The sequence below is a fragment of the Paenibacillus intestini genome (genome assembly GCF_030803945.1).
In the GTDB taxonomy this organism is placed as follows: Bacteria; Bacillota; Bacilli; order Paenibacillales; family Paenibacillaceae; genus Paenibacillus; species Paenibacillus polysaccharolyticus.
Genome location: NZ_JAURUN010000023.1, coordinates 13,745 through 33,001, shown reverse-complemented (window position 1 = coordinate 33,001; position 19,257 = coordinate 13,745). Strand labels below are relative to the sequence as shown.

19 protein-coding genes are annotated in these 19,257 nt (G+C 46.4%); 17 read left to right on the top strand and 2 right to left on the bottom strand.

What is annotated here, in order from left to right; all coding sequences use genetic code 11:
• Positions 1-238: 238 nt before the first annotated feature.
• A complete protein-coding gene (locus J2T16_RS28495) occupies positions 239-1,594 on the bottom strand; it encodes an MATE family efflux transporter (RefSeq protein WP_154892167.1) in 1,356 nt (451 codons plus the stop codon).
• A 162-nt stretch (positions 1,595-1,756) separates the two neighbouring features.
• Between J2T16_RS28495 and J2T16_RS28490 the strand changes: the two genes are divergently transcribed.
• The 10 genes from J2T16_RS28490 to J2T16_RS28445 all read left to right on the top strand — a co-directional run bounded on the left by J2T16_RS28490 (position 1,757) and on the right by J2T16_RS28445 (position 10,079).
• The gene (locus J2T16_RS28490; RefSeq protein WP_499020171.1) at positions 1,757-2,491 is read left to right on the top strand and encodes a class I SAM-dependent methyltransferase; all 735 of its coding nucleotides are present in this window, start codon (positions 1,757-1,759) and stop codon (positions 2,489-2,491) included.
• Between the two features lie 161 nt (positions 2,492-2,652).
• The gene (locus J2T16_RS28485) at positions 2,653-3,234 is read left to right on the top strand and encodes an RNA polymerase sigma factor (RefSeq protein ID WP_221791531.1); all 582 of its coding nucleotides are present in this window, start codon (positions 2,653-2,655) and stop codon (positions 3,232-3,234) included.
• On the top strand, positions 3,231-4,628 hold the full coding sequence (locus J2T16_RS28480; RefSeq protein WP_336121225.1) for a hypothetical protein: 1,398 nt from the start codon (positions 3,231-3,233) through the stop codon (positions 4,626-4,628). Before J2T16_RS28485 ends, J2T16_RS28480 begins: the two co-directional genes overlap by 4 nt.
• Positions 4,629-4,805: 177 nt before the next feature.
• Positions 4,806-5,483 carry an NAD(P)H-dependent oxidoreductase gene (locus J2T16_RS28475; protein WP_221791527.1) on the top strand — a complete coding sequence of 226 codons (678 nt, stop codon included), beginning with the start codon at positions 4,806-4,808 and terminating at the stop codon, positions 5,481-5,483.
• Between the two features lie 394 nt (positions 5,484-5,877).
• Positions 5,878-6,300 carry a MarR family winged helix-turn-helix transcriptional regulator gene (locus J2T16_RS28470; RefSeq protein WP_221791533.1) on the top strand — a complete coding sequence of 141 codons (423 nt, stop codon included), beginning with the start codon at positions 5,878-5,880 and terminating at the stop codon, positions 6,298-6,300.
• 33 nt (positions 6,301-6,333) lie between these two features.
• Positions 6,334-6,915, top strand: coding sequence for an NAD(P)H-dependent oxidoreductase (locus J2T16_RS28465; protein ID WP_221791525.1), 582 nt, complete (start codon positions 6,334-6,336; stop codon positions 6,913-6,915).
• Between the two features lie 102 nt (positions 6,916-7,017).
• Entirely contained in the window at positions 7,018-7,329 is a 312-nt protein-coding gene (locus tag J2T16_RS28460; protein WP_123066816.1) for an ArsR/SmtB family transcription factor, read from the top strand.
• Positions 7,319-7,465, top strand: a complete 147-nt coding sequence (locus J2T16_RS28455) for a hypothetical protein (protein ID WP_221791523.1) — start codon at positions 7,319-7,321, stop codon at positions 7,463-7,465. The genes J2T16_RS28460 and J2T16_RS28455 overlap by 11 nt, the downstream gene beginning before the upstream one ends.
• Before the next feature lie 117 nt (positions 7,466-7,582).
• Positions 7,583-8,608: an LLM class flavin-dependent oxidoreductase gene (locus tag J2T16_RS28450; protein WP_499020164.1), complete on the top strand. Its 1,026-nt coding sequence runs from the start codon at positions 7,583-7,585 to the stop codon at positions 8,606-8,608.
• A gap of 295 nt (positions 8,609-8,903) precedes the next feature.
• The gene (locus J2T16_RS28445; protein ID WP_090924907.1) at positions 8,904-10,079 is read left to right on the top strand and encodes an AI-2E family transporter; all 1,176 of its coding nucleotides are present in this window, start codon (positions 8,904-8,906) and stop codon (positions 10,077-10,079) included.
• Positions 10,080-10,176: 97 nt separating this feature from the next.
• Here J2T16_RS28445 and J2T16_RS28440 read toward each other — a convergent pair whose 3' ends face one another.
• Positions 10,177-10,548, bottom strand: a complete 372-nt coding sequence (locus J2T16_RS28440) for an ArsR/SmtB family transcription factor (protein WP_090924908.1) — start codon at positions 10,546-10,548, stop codon at positions 10,177-10,179.
• 451 nt (positions 10,549-10,999) lie between these two features.
• Here J2T16_RS28440 and J2T16_RS28435 point away from each other — a divergent pair, with 451 nt between their 5' ends.
• The 7 genes from J2T16_RS28435 (at position 11,000) to J2T16_RS28405 (ending at position 19,241) form a co-directional block, all read left to right on the top strand.
• Positions 11,000-13,300 (top strand): heavy metal translocating P-type ATPase, encoded by a 2,301-nt coding sequence (locus tag J2T16_RS28435; protein ID WP_499020160.1) that lies wholly within the window; start codon positions 11,000-11,002, stop codon positions 13,298-13,300.
• Positions 13,301-13,418: 118 nt separating this feature from the next.
• Positions 13,419-13,775 (top strand): SdpI family protein, encoded by a 357-nt coding sequence (locus J2T16_RS28430; RefSeq protein WP_499020157.1) that lies wholly within the window; start codon positions 13,419-13,421, stop codon positions 13,773-13,775.
• A 314-nt stretch (positions 13,776-14,089) separates the two neighbouring features.
• Positions 14,090-14,539 carry a MerR family transcriptional regulator gene (locus tag J2T16_RS28425; protein ID WP_090924910.1) on the top strand — a complete coding sequence of 150 codons (450 nt, stop codon included), beginning with the start codon at positions 14,090-14,092 and terminating at the stop codon, positions 14,537-14,539.
• Positions 14,540-14,786: 247 nt separating this feature from the next.
• Positions 14,787-16,007 carry an MFS transporter gene (locus J2T16_RS28420; RefSeq protein WP_499020155.1) on the top strand — a complete coding sequence of 407 codons (1,221 nt, stop codon included), beginning with the start codon at positions 14,787-14,789 and terminating at the stop codon, positions 16,005-16,007.
• An 87-nt stretch (positions 16,008-16,094) separates the two neighbouring features.
• Positions 16,095-16,517, top strand: coding sequence for a universal stress protein (locus J2T16_RS28415; RefSeq protein WP_499020153.1), 423 nt, complete (start codon positions 16,095-16,097; stop codon positions 16,515-16,517).
• 177 nt (positions 16,518-16,694) lie between these two features.
• A complete protein-coding gene (locus J2T16_RS28410) occupies positions 16,695-18,119 on the top strand; it encodes an aldehyde dehydrogenase family protein (RefSeq protein WP_499020151.1) in 1,425 nt (474 codons plus the stop codon).
• A 354-nt stretch (positions 18,120-18,473) separates the two neighbouring features.
• Positions 18,474-19,241: a MerR family transcriptional regulator gene (locus J2T16_RS28405; protein WP_221791514.1), complete on the top strand. Its 768-nt coding sequence runs from the start codon at positions 18,474-18,476 to the stop codon at positions 19,239-19,241.
• The last annotated feature ends 16 nt before the right edge of the window (positions 19,242-19,257 follow it).

Sequence of the window (19,257 nt, the reverse complement as noted above, 5' to 3'; positions counted from 1 at the left end):
GCGCCGATGGTACTTGGACCGCAGGGTCCTGGGAGAGTAGGACGCCGCCAAGCAAAGCAAAGACACACTTGATGAAAATCAGGTGTGTCTTTTTTGTGTCTTGCACAGAATGGTACTGAGCCCCTGACTCTGGAGTTATCTTTTGGAGAATTACGCCGGGGTTAGGGGCCAGTGTTTAATATCGTGACGGTGGGGCGAAAATACAGCGAACGTTATGTTTGTTTTTAAACCATAATATTTATTTTGCCTGTAACAGATTGAGCCGCTCGGTCAAGGAGCGTTTGCGATAGTAGAGTGCTATCGTGATTAGAACAATCATTTCGGATAAAGGTACAGCCAGCCATACCCCAGTAACACCCAGGAACGAAGGGAGAATAGCAATCAAAGCAATCATGATAATCATCTCGCGTGCGGCTGTAATCCAGATCGCCATTTTAGCGTTACCCATGGACTGGAAGTACGTGCTCATGACAAAGTTTACTCCCATGAATACATAAGCAATGGTGAAAATACGCAAACCGTAGACGGCGTTATCAGTTACACTGCTACTGAAGTTACCAAAGATTTGCACAAAATAAGGTGCTCCAACTTGAACGATGAGAAGCAGAACCACACCGCAGGTTAAGGCTGTTTTGACGGCAATACGAATCGTTTCCTGCACTTGTTCTGCTCGCTGTGCACCATGATAATAACTGATTAGGGGCTGCGCAGCAGAAGCCAGACCAAGGAATGCCATTAAGACAACCCCGTGGATGTAATTTAAAACCGTAAACGAGGCAACACCATCCGTACCTCCAATCCGTTCCGTTGAGATGTTATGTGAGACCGAAAAGACGGACATACCGAGTTCAGCCAGGAAGCTGGGAAAGCCAATAAGTGCGATCATGCAAAGCAATTTGGTACTCCATGTGAACCTTGTGAACGTAAGATTATTGGACTTTTTGAAAAAATGACTGAACAGCACGAGCAGTGCCAAAGCGGCTGAAACAATCGTGCCAAGTGCAACCCCGCGTACTCCCCACTCCAGCACATATAACGTAATATAATTGATGACAATGTTAGCTACAGCAAAGGTAATCTGGGCATACATTGAGGTGTTTGGACCGCCATCGTTGCGAACAAAAACGGATAATGCATTTTCGATCGTAAAAACAAACCCGAAAAGTAACATGATGTTCATATAGTCGGATGCGAAGGGGAAAGTATCTGCATTTGCACCCAATGCATATACGAGTTTATCTTTGAATGTGAAGGCCGTGTAACCAATAACCACTGTGACCAGCGAAATGAGAATAATGGATTTGGTAAACACTTCTTTGGCCTTCTGATTTTCTTTCCTGCCCATATGATTAGAGTATAACGTAGCTCCGCCCATGCCGATCCATAGAGACATTGCCACGAACAGGGTGTAGACAGGGGAAGCGATGCCGATGCCTGCCATAGCGGTTGACCCCAGTTTATGCCCAACCATAATGCCGTCGATAATAAAGTTAAATGCGATGACCAGCATCCCCAGAACAGAGGGCACCAGATAGCTGATAAAAGCTTTGCCTACCGTTTGCCTCTCAAGTGGATGTGTCCAATTTGTACTCATAATGACCTCCGTTAGTAAGTTTAAAAAGTTTATACCTATATATTATACTGAACGTTCGTTCTGTATAATAACACGAGTACAATTCAAATGGCAACTTTTCCGAAATTCATACCGTTTATTTGATAGAGTATGAGAGAAGACCGGGGAGGGAGGTAAGATCACATGAAACAAAATAAATACGATGATAAGGCATTTTTTCAGAATTATAGTAAGATGGCTCGCTCCGTTGAAGGGTTAGATGCAGCTGGGGAATGGCATGAATTACAAACCTTATTACCCGATTTAAAGGATAAGCGAGTACTTGATTTGGGTTGCGGTTTTGGCTGGCATTGCCGATATGCGTGTGAACAACAGGCGAGTTCTGTCATCGGTGTAGACTTATCCGAAAATATGCTGCGGCGTGCGCGTGAACTGACGAATGATCTACAGATTGAGTATCGGCAGACGGCCATCGAAGATATTCATTTTGACCAGAATCAGTTCGATGTGGTTATTAGCTCGCTTGCTCTGCATTACATTAAACATTTGCATGACGTGTATCGTAAAATCAATCATTGTCTAGTCACAGGTGGAACGTTCATTCTATCTGTTGAACATCCGATATTCACCGCTCGTGCGGAGCAAGATTGGCATTATGATGCTCAAGGGGAGAAACTGCATTGGCCTGTGGATCATTATCATGAGCAAGGACAGCGGATCGCAAACTTTTTGGATCATGATGTGGTGAAGTATCATCGGACGATGGCTACACATCTGAATGAATTGATTGGTGCGGGGTTCATCATTCAACAAGTGGCAGAATCCAAACCTTCTTTGGAGATGATGGAGCAGGTCCCAGGGATGTCTGATGAGAATCGAAGACCGATGTTTCTGATGATTGTAGCAATGAAGAAATAATGATGAATCTTATATGTACATTATTCAGCGTTTTACGATGGCGTGTTCAGTGTATCTGGACATGCTGTTTTTTGTTTTTTTGCTAAAGTATAAAGAATATTGTGTAAATTAGGGAACCGGATGACATTCCGTTTAGTCGTATTAAGTGAGGTGAACATTCGTTGGACTATTCGTTTCTGGCAGAGGCCCAGACCATCAACAATGACACACTTGCCAGCCTGATGCATGATTACGGCAATGATGTGTGGAATTATGTTTATTTTTTAACTAGAAATACGGAGCAAGCAGATGATTTGTCACAGGAAGTGTTTGTCCGGGCATACACAGGAATCGCGAACTATCGGGGAGATTGCTCGATCAAAACATGGCTTCTAACAATTACGAGGAACACAACGTTTACATACCGAAAGTCGAGGTTTTTCCGAAGCAGCTTATGGGGAGAAACGTTGTCGTTAGAGTCAGATCAAGGAGATCAATCCGGATCAAGAAAAACGATGCGAGAACGATCAGCTTATCCATCTGCCGAGATAGAAGTGATTCGTAAAGTACATATCAATGAAATTTGGGATATCGTGCTGGCACTACCGGAGAAGTTTCGGGAGATCCTTCTGTTGCATCTGAGGTATGAACTTACAACGGTGGAGATCGCAGATATGTTACGAATTAGCCAAGGAACCGTGAAATCACGGCTATTCCGGGCTAAGGATAAGGTTCGAAAGCAGTGGGAGGAGAGAAGCGAATGAAACATGAGGATGATCAATGGGAAAAGGAAATCCGTAAAGGGCCGTTTGCAACGTCTCCTTTTACTGAAGATCACAAGCGTAAGGTGCTACAGCAGGTGCAGCGGATACGAACGGTAAGCAGTAAGGAAGAGGAAATGAGTGAAATGAGCCCTTTAGAGTCGTCATTGGAGCGATCTGGTTCACACTTTGATTTATCCAGGAGATACACAGATCCAGACACAAATGCAGTTAATAATAGAGCTAAAGCTAAAGATATATCTAAAGATACATTCAAAGTTGGTCCAGGTCATCAACGTCATAGAAAAAGTCGTAGAGGCATTCTCGTTGCAGGGTTAAGTGCACTGGTTATCGCAGGCGGGCTATTTATGTGGAATTGGCACGACGGGCAACTCGCAAAACCGTTGATGGAGCAGATGAATCCGGCTTCAGCTTTGTTGTTTACAGATCACGTGAATGTCGATATCCTTACCGATCAGATGAAAAAGAATGTTGCGATGACGATGAGAGATGATCTGGGCAAACAGCTACGCATTACCAAAGTACAAGATCTGCCTGTGTCTGGAAGAATATACGTCGAAGCGGGCCAGGAGAAAGGAGCAGATTACGCCCAAATTTGGCTGGATGCCAAGACGGGTAATCTTCGTGAAGTGCAGATGAGAGCGGAGATGCAGCCAAGTAAGCTGGAACATCGGTATTTGCGTCAGGTACCATCACTTCTGGAGAGTACTGGCATAATACCGACACTTCAACCTGTGAAAGTTAGAAGATCCGTGGGAATGCAACAAGGAAAAACGGATCCAACGAGCTACACTGTAGTAGATTTACGCGAGGGTGATAGTTACGGAGAAATTATCTGGCGGCAGGATCAAGCGATATCCATTACAGGTGAGTTAAGAGCAGATCAGATATCCCAAACTGAAGTGGCAAAGGCGAAAAGGGCGATTGAGGTGTTCTCAGGTAAAGCTAACTTTAACCTAGATGATGCTAGTCGAATTAAAGATGATGAAATTGGTGAAGATTCAACTTTTTTCTCATTTAGTGATAATTATTTTGTGAAAATAACAGAAGCCAAAAATGGATCGAGATATATGGTGGGAGATTCAAATGATTATGGTTATCCCCAAATAAACAGTCCGGAACAGATGGAGGCTTACCAGGATCAGTTATTAAATATGGATGAGAATCTTCTTAGAGAGCGGGTTGGGCCATTTGTGAAAAATATTTTTAATGTAGATCTTGACGACTACAGGCTCCACCGAGATGCTGAAAAAATAGATACAGTTACATTTGAGCGCGATGCAAAAGATGCTTTTGAGGTTCGGTACAAAGAAGATGGGCGTATCACAATGATCACTAAGGTAGAACGCAAGATTTTAATTAAGTATTTTAAGTAATGACGCAATTTAGTAATGTAAGCTATCCTTACTTTTAGGAACCAGGGTACAATAAGGTACGTACTTTTCAATCTGGAGCATAACATCTAAACTGATACCTGAGCCATAAACAGCAAACGAACTCCATAGCTATGTGGGTTCAGCATATAATATATAAAGCAAAGGACGTGGAGAAGAGTGGATGTTACTGTAAAGACAAAGAAAAAAGAAGAGATTTTGCAGGCATTTAAGTTTCGTCATGCAACAAAGCTATTTGATGCGTCACGCAAAATTACAGAAGAAGACTTCACTTTCATCCTTGAAACAGGTCGTTTGTCTCCAAGTTCCATTGGATTCGAACCATGGAAGTTTCTCATTGTACAAAATCCCGAGTTCCGTCAGCGCTTGTCCGAGGTGTCGTCCGGTGCACAGCGGCAGCTAGCCACAGCCAGTCACTTCATTGTGATCTTGGCTCGCACGGATGCCAGCTACAGCTCTCCTTATGCAGCGTACATGCTGAAAGAGGTCCAGGGCATGCCCGATGATGTATTCAAAATGACAAGTGAAGCTTACGGTAAATTTCAGAACAATCAAGGTCTGCTTCAAAACGCGAAAACATTATTCGACTGGGCATCTAAACAGACATACATTGCCCTTGGCAATATGATGACTGCAGCGGCTCAGATTGGCATCGATTCTTGTCCGATCGAAGGATACAATTATGCAGAGGTGCATCGTATTCTGGAAGATGCAGGACTGTTAGAGAATTGCGCATGGGATGTGTCAGTGATGGCGGCCTTTGGTTATCGTGCAGAAGAGCCTCATCGTGAGAAATCACGCCAATCTGTTGAGCAAATTACACACTGGATTAAATAACGATAAGGTAAAGAACGAAAGTAACGACTATTAATGTGCAAACAAATCTTCTGTGAACTAAACTGTTGTAACGATGTACGGCCCTTGTAGTCCCATACCTTCAAGTATGAGAGTACAAGGGCCGTGTCACTTTGTTTGGAATTATGAATTGTATATAAGTTGAACTATTCTTTTACACAATAACGGAGAGGACAGAAAAAACCTGAAAAAGCGGAGCGTTCGCCTTTATCACCGGATTTTCCCCTTTGGAAAAGGGAATCCAAAAAATCTGGGGATAACAGCGATTGGAAGGTTATTCTGTCATCGGAGTGGGCCGTGTAAAATCTTTAGTTTAACTTATATAGTCTAAAAATGAGGAGTTGAAAATACATAGATATCTATGTATAATACATTTATGTTAAAACACAACGCTTTTGCAATGATTGCACGAATCAGAGATCATGTGAACAAACGAATTGTTCATGAATTGGAACAGCATGAAGTAACGGGTATCGTGCCATCCCATGGAGATGTCCTGATGTTCTTGTACCGGGAAGAGACATTATCGATCAAAATGCTGGCTGAACGTGTTCAGCGTACGCAGCCTACAGTAACAGTGCTCGTCAACAAGCTGGAGAAGCTAGGGTATGTCGAACGTAGCAAGAGCGCTGAAGACAGCCGGGTAACGATGATTCGCCTAACGGACCAAGGGAAGCAGCTTGAGCCGATCTTCCGCGAAGTGTCGAATCAGATTAATCAGATAATCTATGCCGATCTGTCTGAAGAGCAGTCGGAGCAGTTGGAGAATTTGCTGTCTATGATTGTCAGACGTCTTTAAACTTGTTGAACCCAATTGAGGAGGAAATAAAACATGAAACATCTTATCGTATACGCTCATCCACATACAGACAGCTTCAATAAAGCCATTTTGACTACAGCCGTAACTGCTCTGGAAGCAGAGGGGCATGAGGTCGTTGTACGTGATCTGTATCAACTCGGCTTTCAGCCTGTACTGACTGAGGCGGATACAGCTGCAATGCGTGCAGGACAGACTCCCCAAGATATCGTAGCGGAGCAGAAATATGTGACAGAGGCAGAAGCTATTACGTTTATCTATCCAATCTGGTGGACGGGGCTTCCGGCGATTCTGAAAGGATACGTTGACCGGGTGTTTGCTTACGGATTTGCTTATGCATCTGGAGCGACAGGAATTGAGAAACTGTTAACGGGTAAAAAAGGTGTTATGATCAGTACACACGGAACGCCGAAGGACGTGTATGACCAGATCGGTATGACGGATGCGCTCCAGCTGACTTCCGACACAGGGATTTTTGATTTTGTAGGAATCGAGCCGGTAGGCCATCTGCTCTTCGGTGGTATTGGTTATCTGGATGATGCTGCATATCAAGCAATGCTGGATGAAGTGAAACAGACGGTAACAACACGTTTCTAACATGGAATTGATCAGATGTGAATTGCCAAGCCGACTCTTGATGAGTCGGTTTGTTAGTTTATGGGGTTTGGCAAAAGGTCAAAAAGGGGGTATAATCGACCCATGGAACCTATACTCATTTTCAAAGCACTATCTAATGAGACACGCAGACAGATCCTGTTGTGGCTGAAAAACCCGGAGCAGCACTTCTCCCCCCTCGAGCTATCCCAGCATCCGGATGGCGGTAAGAGTGGGATCTGTGTTGGCACGATTCAATTGAAGGCTGGACTGGCACAGTCTGTAATCTCCAGCTATTTGTTGACGATGCTCAAGGCAGGGTTGTTGTTATCGGAGCGCAGAGGACAATGGACGTACTATCGACGCAATGAAGAAACGATACAGGCTTTTGCCGAGTACGTACAACATGAGTTATAAGCCGGATGCCGGAACGGAAGCTAAGGATGCAATACGCAGCAAGCAGGAGATTCCGTCCGGATGTGAACGGCTAGAGGTTGTAAGAACACGTGGTGTGTACCACATGGACTCCCGGCTTTCTTCGCTACATGTATGAAAAGAATCTGTCTTCGAAACATAAGAGTTATGTTTCATTTTTTAAGCAAAATGTTGTTTATTTATATCTATATATCTGGATATACAAAAATATAATCACAGAGGAGTATGAACTTTAATGAGTATTGAACATCAACATAAAGAACATATCACTGACGTCAAACTTTCCGTGCTTGACCTTGCTCCCGTTGTCGTGGGATCAACCCCTGCAATTGCACTTCGCAACAGTCTGGAGCTCGCACAACATGCCGAGCGTTGGGGATATCATCGCTACTGGGTGGCTGAGCATCACAACATGCCAGGCATCGCTTCGTCTGCAACCTCGGTTGTAATTGGACACTTGGCGGGTGGAACGAAGTCCATTCGTGTAGGTTCTGGTGGCATTATGCTGCCGAACCATGCACCACTTGTCATTGCAGAGCAGTTTGGTACGCTTGAATCCCTGTATCCTGGACGCATTGATCTGGGTCTGGGCCGTGCGCCCGGAAGTGATCGCCGTACATCCGTTGCGCTTCGCAAAGATCTGAACAGCGGAGAAGATTTCCCTGAGCTGCTGGCAGAATTGCGTGCATACTTTGATGCATCGGCAACGTCCTATCATGCACCCGTACGCGCAGTGCCCGGCGAAGGGCTGAACATCCCGATTTACCTGCTGGGCTCCAGTGATTTCAGCGCACGATTGGCAGGCCAGCTGGGATTGCCGTTTGCTTTTGCCAGCCACTTCTCACCAGATTATACCCGAATTGCTCTGGATACCTACCGCAATAGCTTCCAGCCGTCGGAGAGTCTGAAGGAGCCTTATGTCATCGTAGGGGTGAATGCCGTGGTGGCAGATACCGATGAAGAGGCTGCGTGGCTGGGAACGACAATGCAACAACAGTTCCTGAACATCATCCGCGGCACAACAGGACTTGTACAGCCGCCAGCTGTGATGGATGGAAAATGGACAGATCGCGAACAGGCTACTGTAGCTCAAACACTGAAAGCTGCAGTGAACGGTTCACCGGAGAAAGTGAAGGGACAACTGGAGTCCTTTATTCGCCAGACGCAGGCAGATGAACTGATTATTACCTCGATGATCTATGATCATCAAGCACGTCTGCATTCGTATGAGTTGATCGCACAGCTTGCGGGAAACGTATAAAGGTTTTATATGACAGAAGAATGTGAATAGCATCGGATCAGAGAGAGACGGTTCGCCTCCAAGCAGAGGTGGATCGTTTTTTTGTATGGGAGATTTTTCAATTGGTCGGTGTGGGGCAGGTTGTGCATTTTGGGGTAAAATGACTTTACTTGCCGAATTTGAAACGGTCAACGGGCTCATACGTATAAATCGGGAGTATTATACATATGTTGGCTTGTACAAGAGTTAATTGTACCCGTCAGGCAGAAAGGTGATTATAACGGAAGAAAGATACATAAGAGAGGACGACAAGCCTATGGAGCAACCTGAGCAACAACCTGAGGTACAAACTCGGGTGTGGCCTGAGCGATTCAAACGATTTTTTCTGAACAACAAATTTGTGCTGTTTCTGTTAGTTCTGCTATTGGTAGGACTGAACATTATGGTGCTGACCAAGGTATCCTTTGTGTTCCATCCGCTAGCGGTGTTACTCAAAACAATTCTCCTGCCTATTATTCTGTCGGGTATCCTTTATTATCTGCTCAATCCACTTGTGGACGTGATGGAACGATGGAAAATCAAGCGAGGCTGGGGGATACTGATTCTCTATCTTGCCATTGGTGGCATCTTGACTATTGTGGTGCTGGCAGTTATTCCTGTGCTACGTAATCAGATTATGGGGCTGATCGCCAATTTCCCTACTTACAGTGAAAACGTAAGGGAACAATTCGAGGAATTGACAGGCAATAAGCTGTTCAGCCAGGTGCAAGATACGATCAACATGAACTGGCAGGACTGGTGGGGCACGATTTCCACGAAAGCTACCGAGATCCTCAATTCTACCTGGACGAAGCTTGGCGGGTTTCTTGGTGCATTTACCGAGACCGTGTTATCTATCGTAACCGTGCCATTCATCTTGTTCTATCTTCTCAAAGACGGCAAGAAGTTGCCGGACAAGATTTTGTCTTTTTTGCCAATCAAAAGTCGTACCGGTGCCATGCATGTGTTGCATGATATCAACCACCAGATCAGCTCATTCATCCGTGGACAGATTATCGTAAGCTTCTGTATCGGTGTGTTGCTTTACATCGGGTACATGGTCATTGGTTTGGATTATGCCCTGATTCTTGCAATCATTGCTTCCTTCACGAGTGTTGTACCTTATCTGGGTCCAGCAATTGCGATTACTCCGGCTTTGATTGTAGCTCTGGTGACTTCGCCAGTGATGTTGCTGAAAATGATTGCCGTGTGGACAATTGTACAGTTGATTGAAGGTAAACTTATCTCGCCGCAGATTATGGGTAAAACACTCAAAATTCATCCAATCACCATTATCTTTGTCATTCTGACTTCAGGGAACTTGTTCGGGGTAGTCGGCATCCTGCTTGCGGTTCCGGGATACGCGGTACTTAAAGTGGTGGTGTCCCATATATTCAACATGTTCAAAGATAAGTCGGGTCTTTATGATCCGAACAATAACCGTTTGCTGTAACTATTAAAACGGTTCCCTTACACAACAGAAACCCCCGTCCATCGGCATAAGGCCGAGTGACGGGGGTTTCTGTTGGTTTGAACAGGCTGGCAGTAGCCTAGCCGTGTTTGATATGTTGGAGCGTTTGCAGGAAAATCTGCTCAATGTGAGCATCATCCAAAGAATAAAAAACGGTCTTGCCTTCCTTGCGACGCTTCACAATCCGCATGTTGCGGAGAGAGCGCAGCTGGTGGGAGATGGCTGACTGACCCATGTCGAGCAATACCGTTAGATCATGTACACATAATTCTTTCTGTAACAGTGCATCAATAATACGTAGACGTGTTGGATCACTAAATGCTTTGAACCAATCCGCCATCTCGGAAGAGGTCTCCCGATCTATAAGTGAGGTGCGAATGGTTTGCACATCGGCTTCCGTACCTAAGCAGGCATCATCGCAATCATGTGGAGCTTTAACCGGTTGTTCCATTCCTATCACCGCCTATGTTTAACAACTTGATAGCTCTATTATATCCAAAAAACGCCTAAAGCGAAATGATTACTATTTGCATATTCTGTATCCAAAATCAACACCTCGTGTTGACACTCCGGTTTGGGCATGCATATAATAGGGTTAATTGAACATATGAATGATTGCTCATATATCATTAAATACAAGATTATATAAAAAAAGATGAACTATTTTTTACACAAAAACGGAGAGGACAGAAAAAACCAGGAAAAGCAGAGCTAAAAGCTTTCTGAAAGAAAGCTAGCATCGGAAGCATACGCTTCGCCTTTATCACCAAATTTCCCTCTGAAGATGAAAGGGATAAAAGAAATTTGGGGATAACAGCTACTCTCCAGGTTATTCTGTCATCGTAGTGCTCGTGTAATACCTTTAGTTCAACTTTTTTCGGACTGCAAAGGGGAGAATTCACATGGGAACCGAACAGGAACAGGTGAAAAGGGAACTGCTGCTTGACGGACTGGATTGTGCCAACTGTGCACTGAAGATTGAAAATGGTGTAAGTAAAATTAAGGGCATTAATGAATGTTCCGTTAATTTTGTAACCAAAACGTTATCCATGTACACCAATTCCGATATGGATGAGCAGGTAGTGGAGGAAGCCAAACGTAAGGTGCTGCGGCTGGAGCCACATATTCGTATCTCGGAAAAAGGGTCGGGTAGTCTTGCCCACACGAACGTAAGCCAAGCGGGTGGCACGCATAAGCATCAACATCAGAGCCATGCTCATTCACATGAACATTCACATGGACATACTCATGATCATGGACACAGTCATGGACATGATCACAGCCATACGCATAATCACACCGAAGGCAGTGACGCTCATGCAGGGCATTCACATGAGCATGGTGCCGGACAGACCAAAACGTTACTAGCCCGCCTTGCTACGGGGTCTGTGTTGCTGGCCGCAGCGATCTGGTCACCGCTCGATGGCTGGGCACAGCTTGCGCTATACGTAGTGGCTTATCTCATCGCTGGTGGCGATATCGTGCTACAGGCATTCAAAAACATCATTCGCGGTCAGGTGTTTGATGAGTACTTCCTGATGACGGTTGCCACGCTGGGTGCGTTTGCCATCGGAGAGTATCCTGAGGGTGTCGCGGTCATGCTCTTCTATCAGCTCGGAGAGCTGTTCCAGGGCATGGCAGTGAATCGCTCGCGCAAGTCGATTCAGTCCCTGATGGATATTCGCCCGGATTATGCGAATATACTCACGGGAGCAGGGGAGGAAACGCGGCGTGTCTCCCCGGAAGAGGTTCGCATTGGCGACCGGATTGTGGTTAAAGCCGGTGAGCGTGTGCCCCTCGACGGTATCGTAAAGGCAGGCCGCTCCATGGTAGACACATCCGCGTTGACGGGGGAATCTGTTCCACGGGAACTGGAGCCTGGAAGTGATGTACTCAGCGGATTTGTGAACAAAAACGGCATGTTAACCATAGAGGTCACCAAAACCTTTGGTGAATCCACCGTATCCAAAATCCTCGATATGGTGCAGAATGCCAGCAGCCGCAAGGCGAAAACGGAGCATTTTATCAGCAAATTTGCCCGGTATTACACACCTGTTGTGGTCATTCTCGCTGCTCTGATTGCTTTCGTTCCGCCACTGCTACTTAGCGGTGCAACGTTTGCAGACTGGATCTATCGTGCGCTGGTGTTCCTCGTTATTTCATGTCCTTGTGCACTTGTTGTATCGATTCCGCTTGGCTTCTTTGGCGGGATTGGTGCAGCTTCGCGTAACGGTATTCTGGTCAAAGGAAGTAATTACCTGGAAGCTCTAAATGACGTTAAAGTGGTAGTGTTCGACAAAACGGGCACATTAACCAAAGGTGTTTTCAAAGTCACGTCTGTTCATCCTGAAGGTACGCGTACGGAAGAGGAACTGATGAAGCTGGCCGTGATTGCCGAAGCGAATTCCAATCATCCGATTGCAGAATCCATTCGTGCCGCTTGGGCGAAAGACATTCCCTCGCAAGGTGTGGACGGATATGACGAGATAGCCGGACATGGAATTAAAGTCAATGTGAACGGTCAGGAAGTGCTCGCAGGCAACGCCAAGTTGATGGAGCAGGCAGGGATCATGTATACGAAGCCGCAAACGGTAGGAACGGTTGTGCATGTAGCTGAAGCCGGAGAGTATGTCGGACACCTCATTATTGCGGACGAAGTGAAGGAAGATGCAGCGTCTGCGATAGAGGCACTCAAACAGCTAGGCATACACAAAACGGTCATGCTGACCGGCGATGCCAGAGCGGTAGGCGAGGCAGTTGCACGCCAGCTTGGCGTGGATGAGGTTCATGCCGAACTTCTACCGCAGGATAAAGTCGAACGACTGGAACAACTGGAACAAAACAAATTACCGAAGGAAAAAATGATCTTTGTCGGTGACGGGATTAACGATACACCCGTACTTGCCCGTGCAGATGTCGGTGTTGCCATGGGCGGACTCGGATCGGATGCAGCGATTGAAGCAGCGGATGTGGTGATCATGACGGATGAACCGTCCAGAATCGCCAGTGCCATCCGTATTGCGAAGCGTACACGCCGCATTGTCTGGCAGAATATCGGATTTGCGCTGGGAGTCAAAGCAATCTTTCTGTTGCTGGGTGTATTCGGGATCGCCACCATGTGGGAAGCTGTTTTCTCCGATGTGGGTGTGACGGTGCTTGCGGTACTGAATGCGATGCGGGTTCTACGAATTAAGGACGTTTAAATAGTTTGAAACGTACATCACGGCTCTGCGTATATACGTAGAGCCGTTTTACTGTTTTTATGGCAGATTGTGAACCGAATTGGCCTGAGAGCTAAAGTGAAAAGAAGGAGCGAGTATTTTGGCAGGAGCATTCGTGGGGATTATATGCGGAGTATGTTACTTCATTTTGGGATTGATGGTGTATAAGAAGCCGCCAAAACAAATTAACGGAATATATGGGTACCGTACACCACGGGCAATGAGCGACCGGGCGCTGTGGGAAGAAGCACAGCGGTACAGTTCGGCACTGATGATGCAATTTGGAGTTATTATTACCGCTTTTGGCGTGATTGGTTTCTGGCTTACGGATGTGCGTGCATTGGTGCTGAGTCTAGTCGCTGTTGGTTTCTATACCATCAGGCTGTTTACCCGGGTGGAAGGCCGTTTGAAGCAAATGCAAAGGACACAGCATGAAAAGGACAAGCAAGAGAAATAAGAGAAGTGAGATGAGTAAGGAAAGTAAGATAAGACAAGGTCAAGACAAGGTCAGAACAACTAATGTCAGTAAGTACATGCAGAGCAACATGCTTAATGACCTGTATTATCACCGAGATCCGCGGATGCGGGTCTTTTTTTGTCTTTATTTTCTGCTTCTGTCTCAAATTCGGAATGGAATGGTCGATTTTATCTATCATTTCATGAATAATTTTAACGGTTAAATTCCAAACTGAAATCTAACGTTGACGTTAACGTTAGAATTATATGTAATTATGTACATAATATTAATGACATATAAGCGAGGTGGAGTCGATGAGTTTATTCAAAATTGATGATGTCGCCAAAGCCTGCGGACTGACGAAGCGTACCATTCGATATTACGAAGAGATTGGTGTGATGCCTTCACCTCAGCGGACAGACGGCGGAACGAGGCTATATTCACAGGATGACATCGACTATTTGAAAAAAGTGGTTCGAGCCAAAGAGGTGCTTGGCTTTTCGTTACAAGAACTTCATGCCTATGTAGCTACGACAGATGTGCTGAACGAGCAACGTTTCGACTATCAGCAGACCACTGAGGTGAAAGAGAGGATCGAAAAGCTCACCCTGATGGAAGCCACATTGGATGGTCAGTTGCAGTTGCTGGAGCAGAAGCTTCAGAGCATTCATGCTGTACAACAGGAGCTGGAGGAGCTTCGTGGGCGTGTTAGAACGGGCATACAGACGTTGCAAGCCAACGCTCGTGAGAGAAACGAAGATTAAGACGAGTAGCCAACAAGAAGCCGTACTAAAAACAAATGCATGCGCATAGGGAACGTTCGCCAGTTTCTTAAGCGAGTGAAGAGCAGTATGGTTGGATGCAATACACCGGGATTTCCGGTGTCCTTGTGCTGTTTTTGCAACTCGTTTTCTGAAAAAAAACAAGAAAACTCATGAAAATACAACTAATCAATTGTTCTTAATTATTTTCACCGTCTCAACATTACACATTACATCGGAGGAATGACCTATGAAAAGAGAACCATCACTACCTGACGAATTTCCCTCATCCCGTGGAGGTCTGCTGTCCCAACCACGAGCAGTCTGGGCTGTAGCCTTCGCCTGTATCATCTCGTTTATGGGCCTGGGCTTAGTTGACCCGATTCTGCCAGCCATTGCGGATCAGCTACATGCGTCCAAAAGCCAGGTGTCCTTGCTATTTACCAGCTATAACGCGGTAACAGGGATCGCCATGCTGATTACGGGTGTGGTTTCCAGCCGGATTGGCGTGAAATGGACACTACTCAGCGGTATATTGCTGATTATTGTATTTTCGTTCCTTGGCGGTACATCTGACACAGTCGGAGCGCTGGTTGGTTATCGCGGGGGCTGGGGACTCGGGAATGCCTTGTTCATCGCCACCGCATTGTCAGCTATTGTTGGCTTGTCCACATCGGGGACAGCCAAGGCTATTATTTTATACGAAGCAGCACTGGGTCTAGGGATTGCCGTTGGTCCGCTACTTGGCGGAGAACTGGGTTCGATCTCTTGGCGCGGCCCGTTCTACGGGGTAGCTGTACTGATGGCAGTAGCGTTTATCAGCATCATGTTTATGTTGCCCAAAATGGCTAAACCGAAAACGCGCAGCACGTTATCCGATCCGTTCAAAGCGCTTGGGTACCCTTCACTGAAAACGTTGGCGATTACCGCCTTTTTATATAACTTTGGATTCTTTACGTTGATGGCGTATTCCCCTTATGTCATGAAACTGGACGAACACGGCCTTGGATATGTCTTCTTCGGATGGGGATTGATGCTGGCGATTACGTCCGTCTTTGTGGCACCGAAGCTACAGCGCCGATTTGGCTCCGTGCCATCGATGAGTGTCATGCTCACGTTGTTTGCGATCGATCTGCTGGTGATGGCTGTCGGTACGGTGATGGGATCATCGACAACGGTGATCGTTGCGGTTATCGTGGCAGGTATTTTCCTTGGAATAAACAATACGTTGATCACGACGGCTGTGATGGAGGCCGCTCCAGTGGAGCGCTCCGTAGCCTCTGCGGCATACAGTTTTGTGCGGTTTATGGGTGGTGCACTAGCCCCGTGGCTTGCTGGTAAACTGTCGGAATGGTTTTTGCCAGAAACGCCGTTTTACTTTGGAGCTTTGATGGTGCTGATCGGTGTTGCTGTATTGTTTATGCGTCGTCGTCACCTGCGGGATATTGATGCATCCATCACAGCTCATTAAGAGTTGGTTTATGGCTAAAGGAAATTAGTACGAGTGCAACGCGTAGATAGATGTTGAGGACCGATAAACAGACTGGAGGATATGGGTATGCTAACACGAATATTGGTCGCTGTAGATGAATCGGATCATGCGAGAAAGGCGCTGGAACAGGCTCTGATGCTGGCTGAACAGATGAAACATCCCGTCAGTCTGACGATTATGCATGTGAATCCTTCTATCTCAATTAACGAACCAGCGCTTGGCGTTGATTTGGAGGAACGTATCGCTGAAGAGGGAAAGCACATTATGGAGCCAGTGATTGAACAAATGGTTGGTCGCGGTGTGGACTACGAGACATTGCTGGTTGCAGGTGACCCTGCAACAGAAATCTGTCGCATGGCAAGTGAGCGGAAATGTGACCTGATTGTGATAGGCACCGGGGGCAAAAGTGTGCTGGCAGAGATTGTAGTCGGCAGTGTCAGTCATGGTGTGCTGAAGCATGCCGAATGTCCGGTACTGACGGTGAAATAAAACAACGATTTTTCGAACGATCATCCACCGCACAGCCCTACCAACAACCAGTACCGAGTAACTTTTATCGTTTCGTCAACTGGGTGGAAGAGGGCGAAATGGTGTATAACTAGAGTAGAGTTATGTAAGGATGGTAGTTACTCGCGAATCGAATGAACGGGAACGGAGGATGCGTTTATGAAAAAACAACATCTGTTTATCGGCGGTAAGTATAACGAATCGGTACACTATACAACACTTCGAGCACCTTATTCCGGGGAAACGCTGGCAGAAGTGGCTTCGGCCTCGGCGGAGGAGACTGAAGCTGCCATTGCGGCGGCTGTGAAGGCACGTAAAGCGATGCGCCAAATGCCTGCACATCAGCGTGCAGACTTGCTGTACAAGCTGTCCGCCATGCTGGAGGAACGTAAAGAAGAGGCAGCCCGCATCGTTGCATTAGAGGCGGCAAAGCCGATCACGGCGGCAAGAGCGGAGATTGATCGTACGATCGAGACCTATCGGTTTGCTGCCGAAGAGGCAAAACGGTTGACCGGAGAGACCGTTCCGATGGATGCCGCAAAAGGCGGCGAAGGTCGTATAGGTTATACGATGCGGCAGCCGCTAGGTGTAATTGGGGCAATTACACCGTTTAATTTTCCGATGAATCTGGTTGCTCACAAAGTTGGGCCTGCGCTGGCTGCTGGAAATACCATCGTGCTTAAACCTGCGGAGCAGACTCCGCTGTCTGCCTATTACATCGCAAACCTGCTCCAAGTGGCGGGATTGCCAGACGGAGCACTGAATGTGGTGAGCGGTGATGGTAAAACAATTGGCGATGTACTTGTGAGCCATCCGGATATAGCTTATCTTACCTTCACAGGTAGCCCGGCCGTAGGAACAAACATCCGTAGCAACGCTGGATTGAAACGTGTTACGCTGGAGCTGGGTTCCAATGCGGCTGTCATTGTAGACAAAGATGCGGATCTCGCCAAGGTCATCCCGCGCAGCGTTACGGGAGCTTTCGCATATCAGGGCCAGGTATGCATTTCATTACAGCGTATCTATGTGCATCAGTCGATTGCCGAGCCATTTATTAAGCGCTTTGCCGAAGCTGCTGAACAGGTTGTGATCGGTGATCCGCTGAACGAGGATACGGTCGTATCAGCACTCATTACATCTAAGGATGTACAACGTACTCTGGACTGGATTGAAGAAGCGAAACAGGCAGGGGCAACCGTGGTCGCAGGTGGTGAGGCTGAAGGAGGCATATTGCGTCCAACCGTGCTTGCGAATGTGCCACGCGATGCAAAGGTTTCTTGTCAGGAAGTGTTTGCACCGATTGTTGTGATTAACACGGTCGATTCCGTAGAAGAAGGCATTCGGCATGTTAACGACTCTATGTATGGACTCCAAGCAGGAGTATTCACCAATGACATTCAAACGGCACTCCGAGCTGTGGATGACATTGAAGCGGGCGGCGTAATGATCAATGATATCCCGACATTCCGGGTAGATCATATGCCGTATGGCGGTGTGAAGCAAAGTGGCATCGGGCGTGAAGGAGTGAAATATGCAACGGAAGAAATGACGGAATTGAAGTTTGTCATGTTTAACAAAAATTAAGTGAGTTCATCGCTCGTAATAAACCGATTATATGAAATTTCCCAAGATCCTGTATCTATCTCTGGTGCAGGATTTTTGCTTGTAATTTTATATCACAAACGATCGACATCCGCTTAAAGCGGCCTCAAAAAAACCATCATTTTTCTGCACTGACTATAGGTTCACAATGGGTGAGAAGGGTATAAAATAGGTAACATCCTGCAAGCAACTGTCTGAACCCGTTAAATTTCATAGGACATGGATGCACGCATTTTCAACTGCGTTTTCAATTCTTTTGTATCTTTTTAAATATATCGGAAGCAATACGGCGGGTGAACACACAGAGCACGCATAACAGGTAGGAGGTGAACTCATATGGCGTATTCTATGACGGATGTATCGGGTATGTCGGGTGTGAGCCTGAGTGAGTTAAGTCATTATGCGGAGCTGGGGTTATTGTCCCCTGCCTTTCGTGGACTGGATGAGGATATTTATTATGAAAAAAAAGAGTTACTGACGCTGCAGCAGATTCTGTTCTGCAAGGAAGCAGGAGTAGCGGAGGAAGAGATCGGCTCTATGCTTAAGGAAGAGCCTGTGGAGATCATCCGTGTCATGCGGCAACATCGTATCCGAATTTTGGAGGAAGCACTTCGCCTGCACGGTTTGATCCAAACGCTGGATCGAACGGTTTCTTATCTGCAAGGGGAAGAGACGATAGAGGAGCACGAACTCTACCATGGCTTCGAACATAATACGCGTCATGCCAGATTGCCAGAAGCAGGTCAAACACAGCACTTGCCTGAGACCCTCCCGTCACGTGAATCGAAAGCGGAGAAGATCGAGTTGAAATCCAAAGAGGATTTTTTGGACTCACAGACCAGAATCGATCAGATTCATCTGGATCTGAAACAGGCGCTGGAGCTTGGGCTTGAACCGGGCAATCCGGCTGTGCAGCAGATTATTGGAAGACACCTTGAATGGATCAAAGGATATTACACACCTACGGCTGAGATTTATCGGGATTTAGCCAATCTGTACGTGGAGCACCGCGATTTTCGGAACATGTACGACGGTTATCATCCTAGACTGGCAGAGTTTCTGCGAGAGGGAATGATCATCAAAGCGGCACAGGATCTATCCTGAATGCATAAAGTAACAT